17 protein-coding genes and 6 pseudogenes are annotated in these 16,566 nt (G+C 35.2%); 13 read left to right on the top strand and 10 right to left on the bottom strand.

What is annotated here, in order from left to right; all coding sequences use genetic code 11:
* Window positions 1-304: 304 nt before the first annotated feature.
* Together WKT09_RS04570 and WKT09_RS04565 are read right to left on the bottom strand one after the other, a co-directional pair.
* Window positions 305-559, bottom strand: coding sequence for a helix-turn-helix domain-containing protein (locus WKT09_RS04570; protein WP_340414913.1), 255 nt, complete (start codon window positions 557-559; stop codon window positions 305-307).
* Window positions 543-980: an RNA polymerase sigma factor gene (locus WKT09_RS04565; protein ID WP_340414912.1), complete on the bottom strand. Its 438-nt coding sequence runs from the start codon at window positions 978-980 to the stop codon at window positions 543-545. The genes WKT09_RS04570 and WKT09_RS04565 overlap by 17 nt, the downstream gene beginning before the upstream one ends.
* 286 nt (window positions 981-1,266) lie before the next feature.
* On the opposite strand from WKT09_RS04565, the gene WKT09_RS04560 reads away from it, so the two are divergent.
* The 8 genes and pseudogenes from WKT09_RS04560 to WKT09_RS04530 all read left to right on the top strand — a co-directional run bounded on the left by WKT09_RS04560 (window position 1,267) and on the right by WKT09_RS04530 (window position 6,366).
* Entirely contained in the window at window positions 1,267-2,043 is a 777-nt protein-coding gene (locus WKT09_RS04560; RefSeq protein WP_340414911.1) for a hypothetical protein, read from the top strand.
* 3 nt (window positions 2,044-2,046) lie between these two features.
* Window positions 2,047-2,427: a GntR family transcriptional regulator gene (locus WKT09_RS04555; protein ID WP_340414910.1), complete on the top strand. Its 381-nt coding sequence runs from the start codon at window positions 2,047-2,049 to the stop codon at window positions 2,425-2,427.
* Window positions 2,424-3,113, top strand: a complete 690-nt coding sequence (locus WKT09_RS04550) for an ABC transporter ATP-binding protein (protein WP_340414909.1) — start codon at window positions 2,424-2,426, stop codon at window positions 3,111-3,113. Before WKT09_RS04555 ends, WKT09_RS04550 begins: the two co-directional genes overlap by 4 nt.
* 132 nt (window positions 3,114-3,245) lie before the next feature.
* Window positions 3,246-4,154 carry an ABC transporter ATP-binding protein gene (locus WKT09_RS04545; protein WP_340414908.1) on the top strand — a complete coding sequence of 303 codons (909 nt, stop codon included), beginning with the start codon at window positions 3,246-3,248 and terminating at the stop codon, window positions 4,152-4,154.
* Window positions 4,154-4,894, top strand: coding sequence for an ABC transporter permease (locus WKT09_RS04540; RefSeq protein WP_340414907.1), 741 nt, complete (start codon window positions 4,154-4,156; stop codon window positions 4,892-4,894). Before WKT09_RS04545 ends, WKT09_RS04540 begins: the two co-directional genes overlap by 1 nt.
* A 13-nt stretch (window positions 4,895-4,907) precedes the next feature.
* Window positions 4,908-5,645 carry an ABC transporter permease gene (locus WKT09_RS04535; RefSeq protein ID WP_340414906.1) on the top strand — a complete coding sequence of 246 codons (738 nt, stop codon included), beginning with the start codon at window positions 4,908-4,910 and terminating at the stop codon, window positions 5,643-5,645.
* 176 nt (window positions 5,646-5,821) lie between these two features.
* Window positions 5,822-6,013, top strand: a pseudogene (locus tag WKT09_RS13780) (response regulator transcription factor); the annotation flags it as partial.
* 134 nt (window positions 6,014-6,147) lie between these two features.
* Window positions 6,148-6,366 carry a hypothetical protein gene (locus WKT09_RS04530; protein ID WP_340414905.1) on the top strand — a complete coding sequence of 73 codons (219 nt, stop codon included), beginning with the start codon at window positions 6,148-6,150 and terminating at the stop codon, window positions 6,364-6,366.
* Window positions 6,367-6,712: 346 nt separating this feature from the next.
* On the opposite strand, the gene WKT09_RS04525 is transcribed toward WKT09_RS04530, so the two are convergent.
* The 4 genes and pseudogenes from WKT09_RS04525 to WKT09_RS04510 all read right to left on the bottom strand — a co-directional run.
* The gene (locus tag WKT09_RS04525; RefSeq protein WP_017795849.1) at window positions 6,713-6,967 is read right to left on the bottom strand and encodes a helix-turn-helix domain-containing protein; all 255 of its coding nucleotides are present in this window, start codon (window positions 6,965-6,967) and stop codon (window positions 6,713-6,715) included.
* Window positions 6,951-7,088, bottom strand: a pseudogene (locus WKT09_RS04520) (RNA polymerase subunit sigma); the annotation flags it as partial. The gene WKT09_RS04525 and the pseudogene WKT09_RS04520, both read right to left, overlap by 17 nt.
* 192 nt (window positions 7,089-7,280) lie before the next feature.
* Window positions 7,281-8,222 carry an aminoglycoside phosphotransferase family protein gene (locus WKT09_RS04515; protein WP_340414904.1) on the bottom strand — a complete coding sequence of 314 codons (942 nt, stop codon included), beginning with the start codon at window positions 8,220-8,222 and terminating at the stop codon, window positions 7,281-7,283.
* Window positions 8,223-8,277: 55 nt separating this feature from the next.
* A pseudogene (locus WKT09_RS04510) lies at window positions 8,278-8,376 on the bottom strand (DUF6262 family protein); the annotation flags it as partial.
* Between the two features lie 106 nt (window positions 8,377-8,482).
* Between WKT09_RS04510 and WKT09_RS04505 the strand changes: the two are divergent.
* Window positions 8,483-10,210, top strand: coding sequence for an IS1182 family transposase (locus tag WKT09_RS04505; protein ID WP_340414903.1), 1,728 nt, complete (start codon window positions 8,483-8,485; stop codon window positions 10,208-10,210).
* Here WKT09_RS04505 and WKT09_RS04500 read toward each other — a convergent pair.
* Both WKT09_RS04500 and WKT09_RS04495 read right to left on the bottom strand, forming a co-directional pair.
* A pseudogene (locus WKT09_RS04500) lies at window positions 10,132-10,419 on the bottom strand (DUF6262 family protein); the annotation flags it as partial. The gene WKT09_RS04505 and the pseudogene WKT09_RS04500 overlap by 79 nt on opposite strands.
* A pseudogene (locus WKT09_RS04495) lies at window positions 10,412-10,897 on the bottom strand (tyrosine-type recombinase/integrase); the annotation flags it as partial. The pseudogenes WKT09_RS04495 and WKT09_RS04500, both read right to left, overlap by 8 nt.
* 234 nt (window positions 10,898-11,131) lie before the next feature.
* Here WKT09_RS04495 and WKT09_RS04490 point away from each other — a divergent pair.
* From WKT09_RS04490 to WKT09_RS04475, 4 genes are all read left to right on the top strand, one after another.
* Window positions 11,132-11,794, top strand: a complete 663-nt coding sequence (locus WKT09_RS04490) for a hypothetical protein (protein ID WP_340414902.1) — start codon at window positions 11,132-11,134, stop codon at window positions 11,792-11,794.
* Between the two features lie 177 nt (window positions 11,795-11,971).
* Window positions 11,972-13,447, top strand: a complete 1,476-nt coding sequence (gene istA, locus WKT09_RS04485; protein ID WP_340414901.1) for an IS21 family transposase — start codon at window positions 11,972-11,974, stop codon at window positions 13,445-13,447.
* Window positions 13,440-14,162 (top strand): IS21-like element helper ATPase IstB, encoded by a 723-nt coding sequence (gene istB, locus WKT09_RS04480; RefSeq protein ID WP_340414900.1) that lies wholly within the window; start codon window positions 13,440-13,442, stop codon window positions 14,160-14,162. The genes istA and istB overlap by 8 nt, the downstream gene beginning before the upstream one ends.
* 145 nt (window positions 14,163-14,307) lie before the next feature.
* Window positions 14,308-14,994 (top strand): MBL fold metallo-hydrolase, encoded by a 687-nt coding sequence (locus tag WKT09_RS04475; RefSeq protein ID WP_340414899.1) that lies wholly within the window; start codon window positions 14,308-14,310, stop codon window positions 14,992-14,994.
* A 525-nt stretch (window positions 14,995-15,519) separates the two neighbouring features.
* On the opposite strand, the pseudogene WKT09_RS04470 reads toward WKT09_RS04475, so the two are convergent.
* Window positions 15,520-16,125: pseudogene (locus tag WKT09_RS04470) on the bottom strand (IS256 family transposase); the annotation flags it as partial.
* Between the two features lie 194 nt (window positions 16,126-16,319).
* Window positions 16,320-16,566: TetR family transcriptional regulator C-terminal domain-containing protein (locus WKT09_RS04465; protein WP_340414898.1), on the bottom strand; the 247-nt coding region annotated here is incomplete at its 5' end.

Raw genomic sequence — 16,566 nt, 5'->3', positions numbered from 1 at the left:
CACCCCTGCAAGTATTTCTTCCAGCCCTACTCATAGCTTGCGACGCTTCAAACGCTCGAACCATGACGGTAGGGGAGTATCATTATCTATACTGATGGGTTATCGCCAGCAATCCACCACGATTGCATTAGACTCATAGATTATCGCTCGTTTCTAAAAAAGTCATGGCGTATGAATCAAGTGGCTCATCATCAGTAGAACGTATCTGATTTTTTGTTTATACTGCACGGCGTTATCTTCCGTGCTTTCTTTGTCAAAGAACAAATATATGATTAATAAAAGGGAAAACCTAACCATTATCCATTCAAATCTTGAAAGCTAAAATGGATTGCATAAGCTTCGACCTCAAACGATCACGTGTATCTTCATCAATACCCCAATAAGTGTTTCCTTGTTCGTCACGAAGTTTACGCATGGACAAACTTGTCATGTAGCTTCCATAATGCAGAATAACCACTTTCATTGCTTCTGGCTCACCCTTATTTGCAGCTAAAATAATTGGGTATGGCAATAAACCACGTTCGTTGTCTTTTGTGTTAGCATCAATCATCCCAGTCATCTGCATGTTCCTCCAAAAATCGCTTTAACCTTTTAAAAGAGCTTGTCCGTCTATACTGAACCGTACTACGAGGAATCTCTAGTAGTTCGGCTATTTCTACATCTGATTTATCAAAAAAATAGTATAGTAGGACTGTCTTACGCTTTTCTTTTGGCAAAGTACGCAACGCTTCAGCGAGTAATTTCGGAGTGATTTTCTTTCCAGCCACTTGAAAACTTTGCCCTTCTTCTCCTTCATATTGCTTATCTAAGGTATAGAGTTGATTTTCTTCTTGTGGTGTAAGGTCAGAAAATGTCATCTCCTTTGTTAGACGTTGTTGCCTTTCGTTATAAATATTAATAGCTTCATTCTTCAAGACACGTTTACAAAAGGCGTTAAATGCACAGCGAACTTGCCACTCGGTACGATCTGGTTCTATCATGCATGTCCTCTCCCTTCGCAACTGCAAAGGTGGGTGATGATTTCCCCTTTCATAACCTTCAACAAACTTTTTTCTAAAATGCCGAAAAAAAGAACTATTTTTTTGAAAAAAGTTTGTAAAAAGGCGAAAAATCCACCGATTAGAACGAGATAAATTTATTTTTATGAAATTTTTAGGCTTACACACAATTATCTTTTACTTTTTTAAAATCTCTTGACGAGTACCTATGAATTAGTGTACTATTTAACTATAACACTAGCACAAAGAAACCACAGGAGGAATTAAAATGACCGCTTGGTTTGATTTAACGAAAAAAGAATTTTGCCTAGGACTTCCAGCGTTTATATTCTCACTGATTGCCTTGATTGGAATTTTCACAATTAGTATTATGTTTGGCCTTTCAACTAATCTCATGTGGGAAATGTTAACAATCGGAGCGTTTGCAGCAGTTGCTCTTCATGTTTTTTATTTAGCTTATTACCTGCTTTACAGCCTGAGTGTAGAACGTAAACGAATGCATTTATGGCTTCATAATCCGTTGCCAATCGGGTCAATCCTATTAGCGAAGCTCATTTCTGGTATAGCCTATATGCTCATTACTCTCATCACTGCAGTTACCGTGCTATGGCAGGCTTATAAAAATAGCGCACTGTCGATTAATTTAAATGAGTGGCTAACTACCGCTATCTCGTCTGTCATTGCCCTACTATTAACTGCGTTGTTATTGGGATGTGCTTATGTGTTTTTCTGGACAATCTTTATGGCATTGAGCAGAACTTATAATGATTTTCTCAGTTTTTTGTTAACATTCTTTTTCTTTCTTGTCGCCGCTTCACTTCTTAATATGATTAATAGTTTATCTTTCTTAACCGATTGGGGTGTGATTAATAGTGGGAGTGTGCTTTCAGGTTTTGAATTAAACACTTCAAACGAATATCAACATTATGAAATCGAAAACTTATCACCCATCTTTTATATTGGTCATTTTGTACGGGATCTTGTATTGGCTGCCCTACTTTTTGCTGGCAGTAGTTGGATTCTTGACCGTAAAGTTGAGGTGTAATGCATGTCTGATCTATTTCGTTCTGGAGAGCCGATTTACTTACAATTAGCTGAACGTATTAAACGGCAAATCACACGTGGTGAGTTACAGCTTGGAGAAAAGCTTCCTTCTATACGTGATATGGGGATAGCTGTAAACGTGAATCCAAATACGGTACAGCGAACATATCGAGAATTAGAGGGGTTGAAAATCATAGAGTCTAAGCGCGGACAAGGATCGTTTGTTACAGATGATGAGCACGTTCTTCAATCGATTAGAGAGCAAATGAAAAAAGAAGCAATCTCTCGCTTTGTGCAAGGAATGCGGGAAATAGGGTATTCCGACGACGAAATTCAAGCAGGAATCGAATCATATTTAGCAGGGAAAGGAGCACCTGAGCAATGATCTCATTTAACCAAGTAACAAAAAAATATCGACAAAAAGTAGCATTAGATAAAGTGAACTTAGAGCTAATAGAGGGAAAAATTATCGGACTGGTTGGTGAAAACGGAAGTGGAAAATCTACGATGCTGAAGTTAATCGCTGGTCTGACTTACCCGACAAAAGGAGAAGTGCTTATTAATGAAAAAACTGTAAATCGCCGTTCTGCCTCCATTGTTTCATATTTATCAGAGCTGGATGAGTACTACAGGTTTTATAACGTGGAAAAGACCATTGAGTTTTATGCTAGTCAATTTTCCGATTTTGACCCTAAAAAGGCCTATGAAATTTTAACCTTTATGAAGCTTAATCCGGAAATCAAACTGAAAGAACTCTCAAAAGGAAATCGAGGAAGGCTAAAAATCGTACTTTCTCTTGCACGAAATGCCCCTATTATCTTAATGGATGAACCACTTTCAGGCCTTGATCCAATGGTGCGTCAATCCATTGTCAAAGGGTTGCTTTCCTTTGTTGATTTAGAAAAGCAGCTCGTTCTTATTACTACTCATGAGATCCGAGATTTAGAAAACATCTTAGATGAAGTGATTGCAATAAAGGATGGAACAATCATCGGTCACCATAATGTAGAACAATTACGAGAAGAACAAAACCTCGGAATTGTTGAATGGATGACAACTATTTATGAGTAAGACATTTTCTTAGGGGGGAATCGTTATCTGCCAAAAGGAATCTGCTTGGTTAATACGGGTACGTTTTTAAATGATAAATGGCAATTGTTCTGACCATATATAAGTTTTCCATGTAATGAGGAGGATAAAGTAATGGATATCATTAAAACAAATCAGTTGACGAGGAAATACGGGAAGCAATACGCAGTAAACAATATCAATCTAAACGTAAAAGAAGGATCGATTTATGGATTTTTAGGGCCAAATGGAGCTGGGAAAAGCACTACTATTCGTATGCTTCTTGGTCTGATTAAACCGACAACAGGAAGTGTGCAAATATTAGGGAAAGATTTAACAAAACATCGAATGGAGATTTTGAGTCAAGTCGGGTCGTTAGTAGAAGCCCCTTCGTATTATGGTCATTTAACAGGATATGAAAATTTGGAAGCTGCCCGACGATTACTAGGAGCACCAAAAAGTCGCATCACGGAGGTTTTAAACATCGTTCGATTGAACAAAGCAGCAGATAAAAAAGTCAAAAACTATTCATTGGGAATGAAACAACGCCTAGGGATTGCAACTGCTTTACTGAACAAACCGAAGCTTCTTATATTGGATGAACCTACAAACGGACTTGATCCAGCAGGGATCCAGGAAATACGGGAACTGATTAAGGCGATGCCAAAACATGACAACATGACGGTCATCATTTCAAGTCATTTACTAAGTGAAATTGAACAAATGGCTGATCAAGTGGGCATCATTAATAAAGGTGAGTTAATTTTTCAGGACTCCATCGATGTGTTAAAAGAGAAAAGTAAACCTAAATTACACATCGGCGTCAATCGTGCGGACCAAGCCTTTACGTTTCTGAAAGAACAAGGATATGATGCTAAACTTACCGATACGAGAGTTATCATGGAAGACGCAGACCCTGTATTTGCAGAGAAAATCAATTATACTCTGCTTTCCGAAGGTTTTCGGGTAAACAGATTGGAAGAAGTGAAACAATCCTTAGAAGATATATTTATCGAACTAACAGGGGTGGGTGAATCTGTATGATGAGCAAGGTGGTAAATTCAGAAATAGTAAAATACAAGCGAACATGGCTTTGGATTCTTCCGTTGATTATACCATTCATTATTGTACTGGCAAATGGTTTGAATATATTTTTACGCTATGACACGATTGTTCAACAAGCCGCTAAGGATGGGATGACCATGTGGGACCCAATATGGATCTTTAGTTTTTTTCTTATACTTCTAGCCGTTCCGCTAGAAGTAACACTAATCACATCCATCATTGCAAATGTAGAACATCAAGGGAACAGCTGGAAGTCTATTTTCTCCATGCCTGTTTCACGATTTCAGATATACGTTAACAAATTTGCTTGGTCAACGGTTCTAACGATTATTTCGGGATTCATTTTAATGATAGGAATTATCATCTTAGGTATGATGGTTGGAAATGACACCTTTCCTTGGACGCATATTTTAGGCTTTTCCCTTTTTCCATTTTTGACTGCTGTTCCACTGATTGCTTTGCAGTTATGGCTAGCGCTTACCTTTCAAAACCAAGCAATACCGATTACGATTGGTTCCCTTGGAATTCTACTAACCATTCTTGGGGGACAGTTACCATTAGGAAGATGGTTACCTTGGACATTTTATGTCCAAGTATTGCCATCGCCTAACCAAGAATCGGTTGGATTACCGTGGGACATTGTTGGCACGAGTTTTATCATAGGTTTATTGCTTCTTTTCTTTGGATTTATTCATTTTAGAAAAAAAGAATTTGCATAAGGAGGGAAAATAGATGTTCTCCAATCTTTTTTCAGTCGAACTTTTAAAAACAAAACGATCGGTTCTTTGGATTATTGCTCTTCTCATTCCAAGCTTAGCAACCTTTCTAGGAGTCGGAAATTTACTTGTTAACGCAAGAGAGTTTATCGAACCAGACGCTAATTTATGGGTTGACGCATGGTCACAGGTTGTCATTTTTTACGGAATGATATTTCTCCCTATTCTTGTTGGTATTTATGCTTCTACCATCTGCAGGGTTGATCATTTAAATGGAGGATGGAAGCAAGTGTTAAGCTTTCCTATTTCTCACGTAAAGCTTTACTTTGCTAAATTACTTACTTTATATTTACTGTTGGCAGTCACCCAGATTTCCTTAGTTATTCAATATGTTGCCATTGGTCACCTCTTTGATCTCTCGGGAACGTTTATATTAAAAGATTTTATCATCTATGGTCTATTTGGCTGGCTTGCTTCTCTACCGCTTGCTTCGTTACAGCTATGGTTAGCCTTTAACTGGAAAAGCTTCGCGCTTCCACTTACTGTTAACATTGGGTTGACAATCCCTGTCTTAATGGTAAGTCAGACTCCATATGGCTTTTTCTATCCATGGGCTCAGCCATCTATGATGATGTCACCAGCTTATGAGGCGTTCCGACCACCAATTGAACAATTGCTTATCATATTTAGCGTATTACTTATTCTTTTTACTACTCTGGGCTTGCTTCACTTTAGAAGAAAAGAATTCAATTAATCTTTTGTTTTACTTGTAAATGTCCTCATAGAATGAAAAGAAACCAGTCTGATATGTTACTGGTTTCTTTTTCGACTAATTCATAAGGTAATAACTGACCAACTTATATTCCTTTATCTATTTTCAAAGAAAAGAATAAAAACATCGATGAAGAGAGTTATTGATTAGCTGAAAGAGAATTAGTTATTTTAAAAGCTATTTCTGAAGGGTCAAGCAATAAAGAAATAGCTGAAAAATTATTTTTATCTAATAGAACAATAGAGTATCGACTATCAAGAATATATAGAGCTTTAAGAGTGAAAACAAGAGGGGAAGCAATAACTACAGTAATACAACTTAATTTAAAATTAAAAAATAATGATGTGTAAAATTTCCAGTAATTAATAAAATCATTTTCAAATTCGTATGTTTAGACGTATATCCATTAAAGTTATAATTTACTCTTATTCATTGAAACTTTTTACATTCGTATTTATAATAAACTAAAAAGGAGGTTTTTTAAATGGCTGTCTGCAAAAATTGTGGGAAAAGATGGAGTTTATTTAAAACATATAAAATAGCTTTTGCTAATGATGGACTAGAATGCCCAAAATGCGGTAAGAAACAGTATCTTTCTAGTTCTTCTCTGCTAAACTTATTATTAGGTTCTACGATTTTTATTTTCTTTGCTCTATTGCCATTTTTAGTGAAGCTTAGTAATAAAGAGGAGCAAATTTATTAAATGTAATGGAACTTATTAAGGTAGAATGGAAAAACGGGAATTTCCCCCTGCAAGTATTTCTTCCGACATTACTCATGTACTCATAGCTTACGAAGCTTCAAATGCTCGAACCATGACGATAGGGGAGTATCATTATCTATACTGATGGGTTATCGCCAGCAATCCACCACGATTGTATTAGACTCATAGATAATCGCTCGTTTCTATCGAAAGTCATGGCGTATGAATCAAGTAGCTCATCATCAGTAGAACGTATCTGATTTTCGGTCTATACTGCACGGCGTTATCTTCCGTGCTTTCTTTGTCAAAGAACAATATATGTGAAAGGGAAAACTTAACCATGTAATCAAATCTTGAAAGCTAAAATGCCCTGCATAAGCTTCGAACGTAAACGATCATGTGTATCTACATCAATGCCCCAATACGTATTACCACGCTCATCATAAAGTTTACGCATAGACAAACTTGCCATATAGCTTCCATAATGCAAAATAACGTAATTCATCGCTTCTGGATCACCCTTATTTGCAGCTAAAATAATTGGATACGGTAATAAGCCACATTCGTTGTCTTTTGTGTTAGCATCAATCATCCCAGTCATCTGCATGTTCCTCCAAAAATCGCTTTAACCTTTTAAAAGAGCTTGTCCGTCTATACTGAACCGTACTACGAGGAATCTCTAGTAGTTCGGCTATTTCTACATCTGATTTATCAAAAAAATAGTATAGTAGTAATTTTTATCAAGACCTAAATTTTAAAAAGGTAGATAAGTTAAAGGACATAACATATTTTATATGACTAATATGTTATGTCCTTTCTTCTTCCACTAACAGTTAGTGGAGGAATTTTTTTCTAAACTTCACAATTAATAAGAAGTCATCGAAACCAATCGAACCTTAATAATATAAACATCTTTAATTATCAAATTCTACCTCTTTCCAAAGGTTTTGATCATTTAAATTTCGTATACACCAATCCGCATGGCCATCACTAAAGTCATCTGAATAGAAGTTGACAGAATAAATACTGTAAAGAAGCACATACAAGAATATTTTCGATTTTACTTTTTCACCGAAAGTTTTGATTACTAAGTTTAAATATTTTGTTTTAAAATCAAATGTGTACTGATCGTACATATCGAAGAAAAGCCATCCTGTTGCTACATCAAAAAGGAAATCACCTTGCATGGTCATAAGACCGAAATCAATAATTCCAGTTACTTCACAGTTTGAATTTACAAGTATATTTTCCGGACAAAAATCCCCATGAATTAGAGTATATTTTCCTGTGTAATCACCTGACAATGCACGAAATAAAGCATCTACTTTTTCATTAAATCGCTCAACATATTCTTGTAAGTACGGTTCTACTTTTGAAAGTTGATAGTGCAAGAGATTATGTAAGTACTGATACCAATCATTACTTTCTGGTACATCAGCCTCATGAAAAAGTTTAATTCCTTTAAAAGCACCTTGAATATTGACATCCCTTGTTTTTAGCAATGCCAACAAGTGGTTTTTCATCAATTTTTCTATTTTCTCTTCTGGAGAATTCTCTATAGCTTCCCTCATATTCCGACCATTAATTAGTTTCTCAATCGTAACTATAGTCCCATTAATCTCCATGATTTGTTCAATTTGGGGGAGTTCTATATTTACGTTTGAAATATCGAGAACATTATAAAAGTTTTTAAGTGTATGCTGTTTTGAAGCTGAAGTCATATCACTATTATAAATTTTTAATACACGTTGCTCGTCGTATTTATAAACGAATGCTTCCATACCGAAACCTATAAGTGTTTTTTTATTAATCCCCAGTGTATTTAAAACTGCTTCATGCTTATGTTCATTTATCATGCTATCCCCCCAACAATAATATTTTTTATGTGTAAATGGAGAACAACGTTCTCTCTCATAACTTTTTATAGACATCTGCGTAAGCCACTTTCAATTGTTCCCTTAATTGTTTATTTTCCTCTTCCAACTTCTTATTTTTTCTTTTCAGAGATGAGGCTGGGACAAAACCCAAATAAGCCTCAAAAATAAAAAGTATAAACAAAAAGAGCACCTTCTGGTAAAATTAAAGTAACGACTCAATAATTTACGGAGGTGCTCTTATGTTTAAACATTATACCATGAATCAAGTTATTTTGCCTTTAGATTTAGAAATAAAATTACCAAAAAATGATATTGCCTTTACAGTACATGAATTAGTGGAAAGTATTCCCGAGGAAGCCTTTGGCCAGTACGCACGACAAACAGGTTGTCCAGCTTACCACCCGAAAATGATGATGAAAATTATTTTATGCGCCTATACACAGTCCGTATTTTCTGGACGCAAAATAGAAGCACTGGTAAAAGATAGCATCCGGATGATGTGGTTAGCACAAGGATACGAGCCAAGCTACAGATCTATCAACCGTTTTCGCAGTAATGAACATACGGAAGAGCTTTTACGCCAATGTTTCGTTCAATTTCGTTGTACTTTAATTGAGGAAAAAGAAATAGATGCGGAAGCCATTTTCATCGATGGTACGAAAGTCGAAGCGAATGCCAATAAATTTACATTCGTTTGGCGCAGATCAACCGAAAGATATAGTGCAAACCTAGTAGAAAAATCAAATCGTGCATACGAGGAATTATTGGAAAAGGAGATTGTCCCTGCCATTGAACGAGAAAATCCAGAGGAATTATCCGCAGATGAATTGGAAACAATCGTTGAAAAATTAGATGAAACAATTGATGCTTATACGAAGCGAATGGAAGCATCCGATGTAGACAAACGAAAGGCACTACGCTCGGAACGAAAAGAACCGAAAAAACATCGTAAACAATTCAACGATTGGTTAACCCGGAAGCAGAAATACGCAAAAGACATGGAAATATTCGCAGAACGAAATAGTTATTCGAAAACAGATTATGATGCAACATTCATGCGCATGAAAGATGACTATATGAGGAACGGACAATTAAAAGCAGGATATAATCTACAAGTGGCAACAGAAGGACAATACGCCCTAGCTTATGACATATATCCTAACCCAACAGATACACGTACCTTGATTCCTTTTTTAGATACAATCGAAGAGAAATATTTCACCTTACCAACATATGTCGTAGCTGATACTGGTTATGGAAGTGAACAAAATTATGATGATATTATAAACAATCGTCATCGTGTCCCTTTGATTACGTATGGACAATACCGCAAGGAAAAAAAGAAAAAGTATAAGGAAGACCCATTCAATCCAGCGAATTGGTCTTATGATAAAACGAATGATCGCTACACCTGCCTTAATGGTCAATTGATGCCATACCAATATGATACTTATCGAACAGACCGTTATGGATTTAGACGTAATTTTAAAGTGTACGAAAGTGTTAGTTGTGATGGTTGTCCTCTTCGTGACTTATGTACCAAAGCGAAAGAGGGGAATAATCGAAAACTATTTTATAATAAGAAGTGGGAAACTCATAAAACATACATAAGAGAAAAGCTTTCAAACGAAGAGACTGGTGAAATTTACGGTAAACGTAAAATAGATGTAGAGCCATTCTTTGGATTTTTGAAGGCTAATTTGGGTCTCACTCGCATGAGTGTGCGGGGAAAATCCCAAGTTCATAACGAGATTGGATTTGCGTTAATGGCAGTGAATTTAAGGAAGTTCACTGCCATTAACAAGGAGAAGCACAACAATTTTCATTTAAAAACAAGAAAAAGTGGTGTGGTCTACAAAAAACATGTAAACCACACCACTTTTATTTATTTGAGACTAGTTATGTCCCAGCCTCTTTCGCTCATTTCTCTTTTTAATTGTTTAGGTGTTGGTACTTGTGATTGTTGATCTCGTAATGTTTCAATCCTCAAACGAAAGTCTTTATTGTTATATAGTGTTGCTTTTGATACATCAGCTTCACTCGATACACTGTTAAAGTTTATTTTTTCATTAGCCTTTATAAGCCTTTTGATGGCTTCATCTACCTTTTGATAGGTGTTAGCCTTACGCTTGGCATGAATGGCTTTCAAGTGGACAGTACGGTCATATTCAGCCATTTTGAACACCTAACTTTCTTTTCATACGGTCTTGTCTACCAAAGATAATATTTCCTTCTTGAAGGGTGTTTAAAATGTTCTGGTAACGTTGTAAATTTTTTTCGTTTTTCACAGCTATATCTTCTCGACCTCTTTGTTTAGCTATTTCAATTGCTTTTGTAGTTGTTTTAATGTGAAGCTCATATTTTTGCTTATCCAATTCTGAAAAGCCAACGGCTAAATCCTTACATGGTGTTTGATTGCTACCACAAGTCAAACAAGGGGGAGCTTCCATATGAGGACAGTTTCCGTTCAAACGAGCATGACACGTTCCATATGGGTTGTCCATCGCATTTAGCTTGTGATCTTGCCATAAGGCATTTAATATGTCTATTGGAATATCTTCTTCTGCTTTAATTTCTTGTACTTCACCGTTTAAGTCAAAGCTAAAAATACCCTGCTTTATAACCGATTCAAACGCTTTTCTTTTCGTATTATCCGGAATTCCTGTCATGGTCACCGACACTCTCGCAGGACTGCCATGTTCCTAATAAATCTAAATAAAACATAAATCAAATCCCCATCTGAAAACAGGTGGTGATTATTTGACACTTACCCAAATATCCATGTAAAATTGTTTAAAGATTTTATATGTATGTGCACGTTAATGTTTACTAAAATTAAAACTAATTATTTAACAAATAGGCTATTTTCTTGAATAAGGGGTGATAAGATGATGGAAATGATGGACTTTTTGATGCAGTATAAATGGCTAATTGTGATTATCGCAGAAATTCTATTTTTAGTGTTTGCAGGGCTCTTTTTTATTATGAGGTACTGGTTTCGAAAGAACGCTGTCGGTTTTGCCTTTATTATATTATTAATTCTGAACGAATTATTCCTAGCATTTCTGGCCATTTATGATTATTTACAAACTGGAACGCTTGATTCGTTTCAGATTATTACAGCAATTTTCTATATTTATCTTATTTTTGAAGGAAAAAAGGATTTTAAACGATTAGACCACTATTTTAAAAAGAAAGTTGCAAGTTGGAAAGGGGAAACAGTTCCTGACTTACAAACAAGCGAGAGCGCTGTAGAGAAAAAGTATGGTCGAGCTCATGCAAAGGAAGAAAGAGAAGGTTGGTATATCCACCTTGTCATTTTTGTGATTGCCCAAATTGTCTTTTGGAACATTGACAACTTTACAGGTTGGCAAGATTTGAATTTTAATCAAATTGGGAAATTTTTCCAACTTTATGAGGATCCGAAGATTAACAAAGTAAATGCTGTCTGGGGTGTTATTTTATTTATCGATTTTATTTGGTCATTTTCTTACACCATTTGGCCAAAGAAGGAAAAGTCATCTTCAAAAAAAATAAATAAAATTAGTTAGTTGGATAAACGACAATCTAAACAATTAATTGAACAAATGCTGTTTAGTGCAAAATAAAAGTTAAGAGTATTGCAACAAAAATGTTAGAAGATTGTACAAAGAAAAAGGCTTGCCAGTCCCTTCGAAATACCCTACCGTTATTGGTGTCGAATCAATCAATGGTGGGAGGACGAAAGGATGCTAGCAATGCCTGAAATTAATCATATCAAAAAGTTAAGGAATATTAAATCACTGTCAATCAACGAAATTTCTAAACGGACTGGTTTTAGTTGGGTAACGGTAAAAAAATACGCTGATGAAGATCAAATACCCCAAGAAAAAAATATAGTAAGGAAAGGCATGATGTATGAAGATAAATGGGGAGAAATTGTAATCGATTGGTTAAGTGAAGATTATTCGCTAAAAAAGAAACTTAGACGGAACAACAAGAACATTTTTGAAGGATTAAAAAAGATGGGTTTTACTGGTTCTTATCGAACCATTTGCAATTTTATAAAGGAAGAATGGAAAGAAAAAATACTAGAAGATTCGGAAGGATTGAGAGAAGAATATGAAAGGTTAACTCATCCACCAGCTGAAGCACAAGTGGATTTTGGCGTTACAGAAGCCATCGCAGATGGCAAAACAAAAGATATCCATGTTTTGGTGATGAGTTTTCCTTACAGTAATGCAGGTTATGTCGTACCACTACCAGCTGAAAATCAAGAATGTTTTTTAGAAGGTCTGAAAGTACTTTTTAACCAAGCTGGATTTGTACCTAGGAAGCTCCGTTTAGATAATCTTTCAGCTGCAGTTGTAAAAGCAAGAGGACGTGGTCGAGAAACAGTCTTTAATGAAACATTTTTACATTTCGCAAATCATTACGGTTTTGAAGCACAAGCTTGCAACGCTAGGAAGGGAAATGAAAAGGGTCATGTAGAAAACAAGGTAGGATATATTCGCTATAATTTTTTCACACCGTCCCCTATCATGAAAGACTTCGCTCACTTACGTGATCGTTTATTTGAAAAGTGTAAAGAGGATCAACAACGGTCTCATTATATAAAAGGCTGTTTAATTACAGATTTATTTAAAGCAGAAAAGAAATATGGACTGGCATTGCCCGAATCTGAATATCCAGTTTTTAAACAAGCGATGACTTCTGCGAATAAATACGGAGAAGTGCGAATTGACGAAACGTTAGTCCATGTACCTAAAAGTTATCATTACGGTAAGTTACAACTCATTTTATATTGGAATACATACAAAGTTGTTTCCCTGAACGGCGAGCTACTTTCCAAAGGGCATAGACCATACATGAATCAAGAAAGAGAACTCCCATGGCAAGCTATTCTAAAAAATTGGAGAAAAAAACCACGTTCAGTTGTATATTCAAGATATTTTTCATACTTACCAGGCCGCATTTCTTATTACTTGAACATAGATTCGATGAAACTAAGAAAAGAACGTATAGATTGGTTATTAAACTTGATTATTCATCATGATATGAGAGAAATAGATTTAAGGTTTTATGAATTATTACCCGAAGAGTCACTTTATAATAATCATTCTAGAGACTCAATAAAACATCCCTATGATGTAGATTGGAATATATATGATTCGTTAAGACCTACCGGTCAAACAGATGTGAATGAAGGTGTTCAGCATGACTGATAGGGTTAAAGAAAAATGTAAAGTTTTACGTTTAGCTTATATTGCCGATATATACGAGAAAATTAGCTTTGAGAATCCAGAGCAATATTTAGTAGATGTATTAACCCAAGAAATAGAGCTTAGAGAAATAGCAAAAGCAGAACGTTTAATAAAAAAGGCAAAATTTATGAATAAGAAAGAACTAACGGATTATCAATGGGATGATCAAATCCATTTTCCGCAAAATTTTAATAGAGATACTCTTGAATCTCTTAGTTTTATTAAAAGGAAAGAGAATATAATTCTAACAGGAGCACCAGGAACTGGAAAATCCCATTTAGCAACAGCATTGGGAAGAAAAGCTTGTAGAAATGGATATGAAGTTCGTTTTTACAGAGTAGCAGATTTAATTGAGATATTGGAGAAGTCGTGGACCGAAGGTCGATTTCAGACCTTCCGCAATCGCTTTCAAAAGGTTGATATGATTATTCTAGATGAGATGGGATACGTGCCATTTAGTAAAGATGGAGCTGAATTATTATTTCAATTAATTTCCGATTGGTATGAACGAAAAAGTCTCATCATCACATCAAATTTAGAATTTAGTCAGTGGAATAAAATATTTGTGGATGCGCGTTTAACTGCGGCTTTAGTAGATCGAGTAATCCACCATGCACATATTTTGAGCTTTACTGGTGGTAGTTATCGTGTAAAATACGCTTTATCAAATCGTTAATCAAATTAAAAATAGGGGATGGCAAAGTTCTAAACTTTCCACTGCATTTTTCTAAACTTTTTGCTTGCAAAATACAAACAAATGCGTCAAAGTTAGAGTTGAAACTATGGAAATGTATAAACAAATAATCAATTTGGAGGGAAAAATGGAGATAATTGAACTACCTATCGAATTTGAATTTAATGGACAAAAAAATTTTATTTATCCTAGCTTAGTTTTATTGAAGGATGAATTAACCTTAGTTGATACAGGATATCCGAATTTTATAGGTTTAATTGAAAATGAAATTATAAGAACTGGTTATAATGCGAAAAATTTAACAAACATAATCGTTACTCACTATGATGATGACCATATCGGTTCCTTATATGATTTCAAAGAAAAGTATCCGTGGGTTAACATTATAGCTAGTGAAACTGAATCAAAGTACATTAGCGGTGAAATGAAATCTGAGAGATTACTTCAAGCTGAAGAAATGCTAAAAAGTATGCCAAATGAAGAAAAAGAATTTGGTAAACGGTTTATACAACATTTAAAGAATTTGAAGCATGTTTCAATTGATGAAAAGGTACATGATGGTGATATGATTTTATATAATAATTGTAGAATAATAGCAACACCAGGACATACATCAGGTCATATTTCATTATATTTTCCAAAGTTAAACAGTGTAATTACAGGTGATGCAGCTGTTAACGAGAATTATAAATTAGTTGTAGCTAATCCAAACTATTGTTTAAATGTTGAGCAAGCAGAACGGTCTTTAATAAAGATTAAAAATCTTAGAGCTGAAAATTATTATTGTTATCATGGTGGAAAGATTATATTATAATTGGAGCTAAACACTGGTGTAATCCATGTGAATTAAAAAACATTAGGAGCTAGGATTCCTCCCTAGTGCTCTATGATTAGCGTCAATGTCATGTTCAAAGAATCGTTCAATTCTATAAAGTATGATGACCCGACAGAGTTGGACAAAAATCTATCAAAATAATATAAATTAGACTATGGAACGCACGTTTAATTTATATTATTCAACAAACAAAATGTCAGACATCTTTTACATATCGAGGATTGTAACACAAATGAAAGCTTGAATAGAGAATAATTTATGAAATATTGAGAAAGCTAGGATGCTCAATTTGATTTTCAATAAATACAATCGGGACAGAATCTAGAGTAATGAGGGACTTTTAGGTTTTTAGTCAAATGTTGGGGTGAGCATTCGCTCACTCCTGATTTATTTAACCCTTTAAATAGTGATTAAATATATTTCATTTAATTTTTTATTATCCCACTCTGAACTGCAGTTAATGTCAAATAAATTTCGCAAAAGCCATCAGCACCCGAAAAGGGTTTATGCCACTTTGCGTTGTTCTTGAATTTCTTGCAGTATTTTTGGATTGATATAGGATCGTCTAGCGGACCAATCTTCATGGTACTCCATCAAGTAGTTGGTTTCCAGACGGATGTATGAATCCTGATTGGGGAAAACACCGACGACATTCGTCCTTCTATGTATTTCACGATTCAGTCGTTCCAGCATATTGGTGGAGGATATTTTCCGGTGATCAACCTGTTTAAAATGATAAAACTGCAGGGAGTCTTCTAACCCTGATGCTAAGATTTGAATAGCAGCAGGATATTTCCCCTCATATTCATCCATTAAGGTTTCAGCATAAGCGAGCGTTGTTTTATAGTCCGGTTGGAGCCAAATTTGCTTCAGTCGTGAAGCGAAGAATTCTTTCCCCAGGATCGGAATATGTGCTAAGATATTTCGCATAAAGTGTACTCTGCATCGTTGCCAGGAGCAACCAACAAACGATTCTTTGATGGCTTTGGGAAGACTTTGATGAGCATCGGATACCACGAGCCAAACATCTCGAAGTCCTCTAGATTTAAGATGTTCAAACAAGTCTTTATAGATGGCTTCAGATTCCTCTTACATCGGTTGAACAGCGATTGACCCAAATAGTTAATCGCCTTTTAATTACATTTTGTATGGATGTTTACTTACCTCCAAACGGTAAAGAATACTCTTATTTCAAACCTATAAAATTGCTTAAACAATATAAAATATTATTAAGCACTTTTTAAGTGAAAAACTTCTAAAAACTAAATCTACTAACCCGTTGAATAAAATTGATACATGATCAACTAACTCAATTGACTTTCATTGCAGAGTGTTTCTAAATGATAACGGATTACTTCCTTCACCTTATCTGGAGAGTAGACGTCAGGTCTTAACAGAGCATGAATGGACAATCCATCAATTAATGCCGCTAGCCTACTCTTTTCTAATTTTACATTAGTTGAATCAGATAAAATCCCTTGTAGAACTAATATCTCGATCATTGAACTTGCTAATTCATACATACTGTTAGTCATTTCATCTTTTTTTTCT

Origin of the sequence: Pseudogracilibacillus sp. ICA-222130 (assembly GCF_037892545.1) — a bacterium.
Classification (GTDB): Bacteria; Bacillota; Bacilli; order Bacillales; family Amphibacillaceae; genus Pseudogracilibacillus.
Note: the sequence above shows the minus strand (reverse complement) of the source record. Positions and strands in the feature narration are given on the sequence as shown.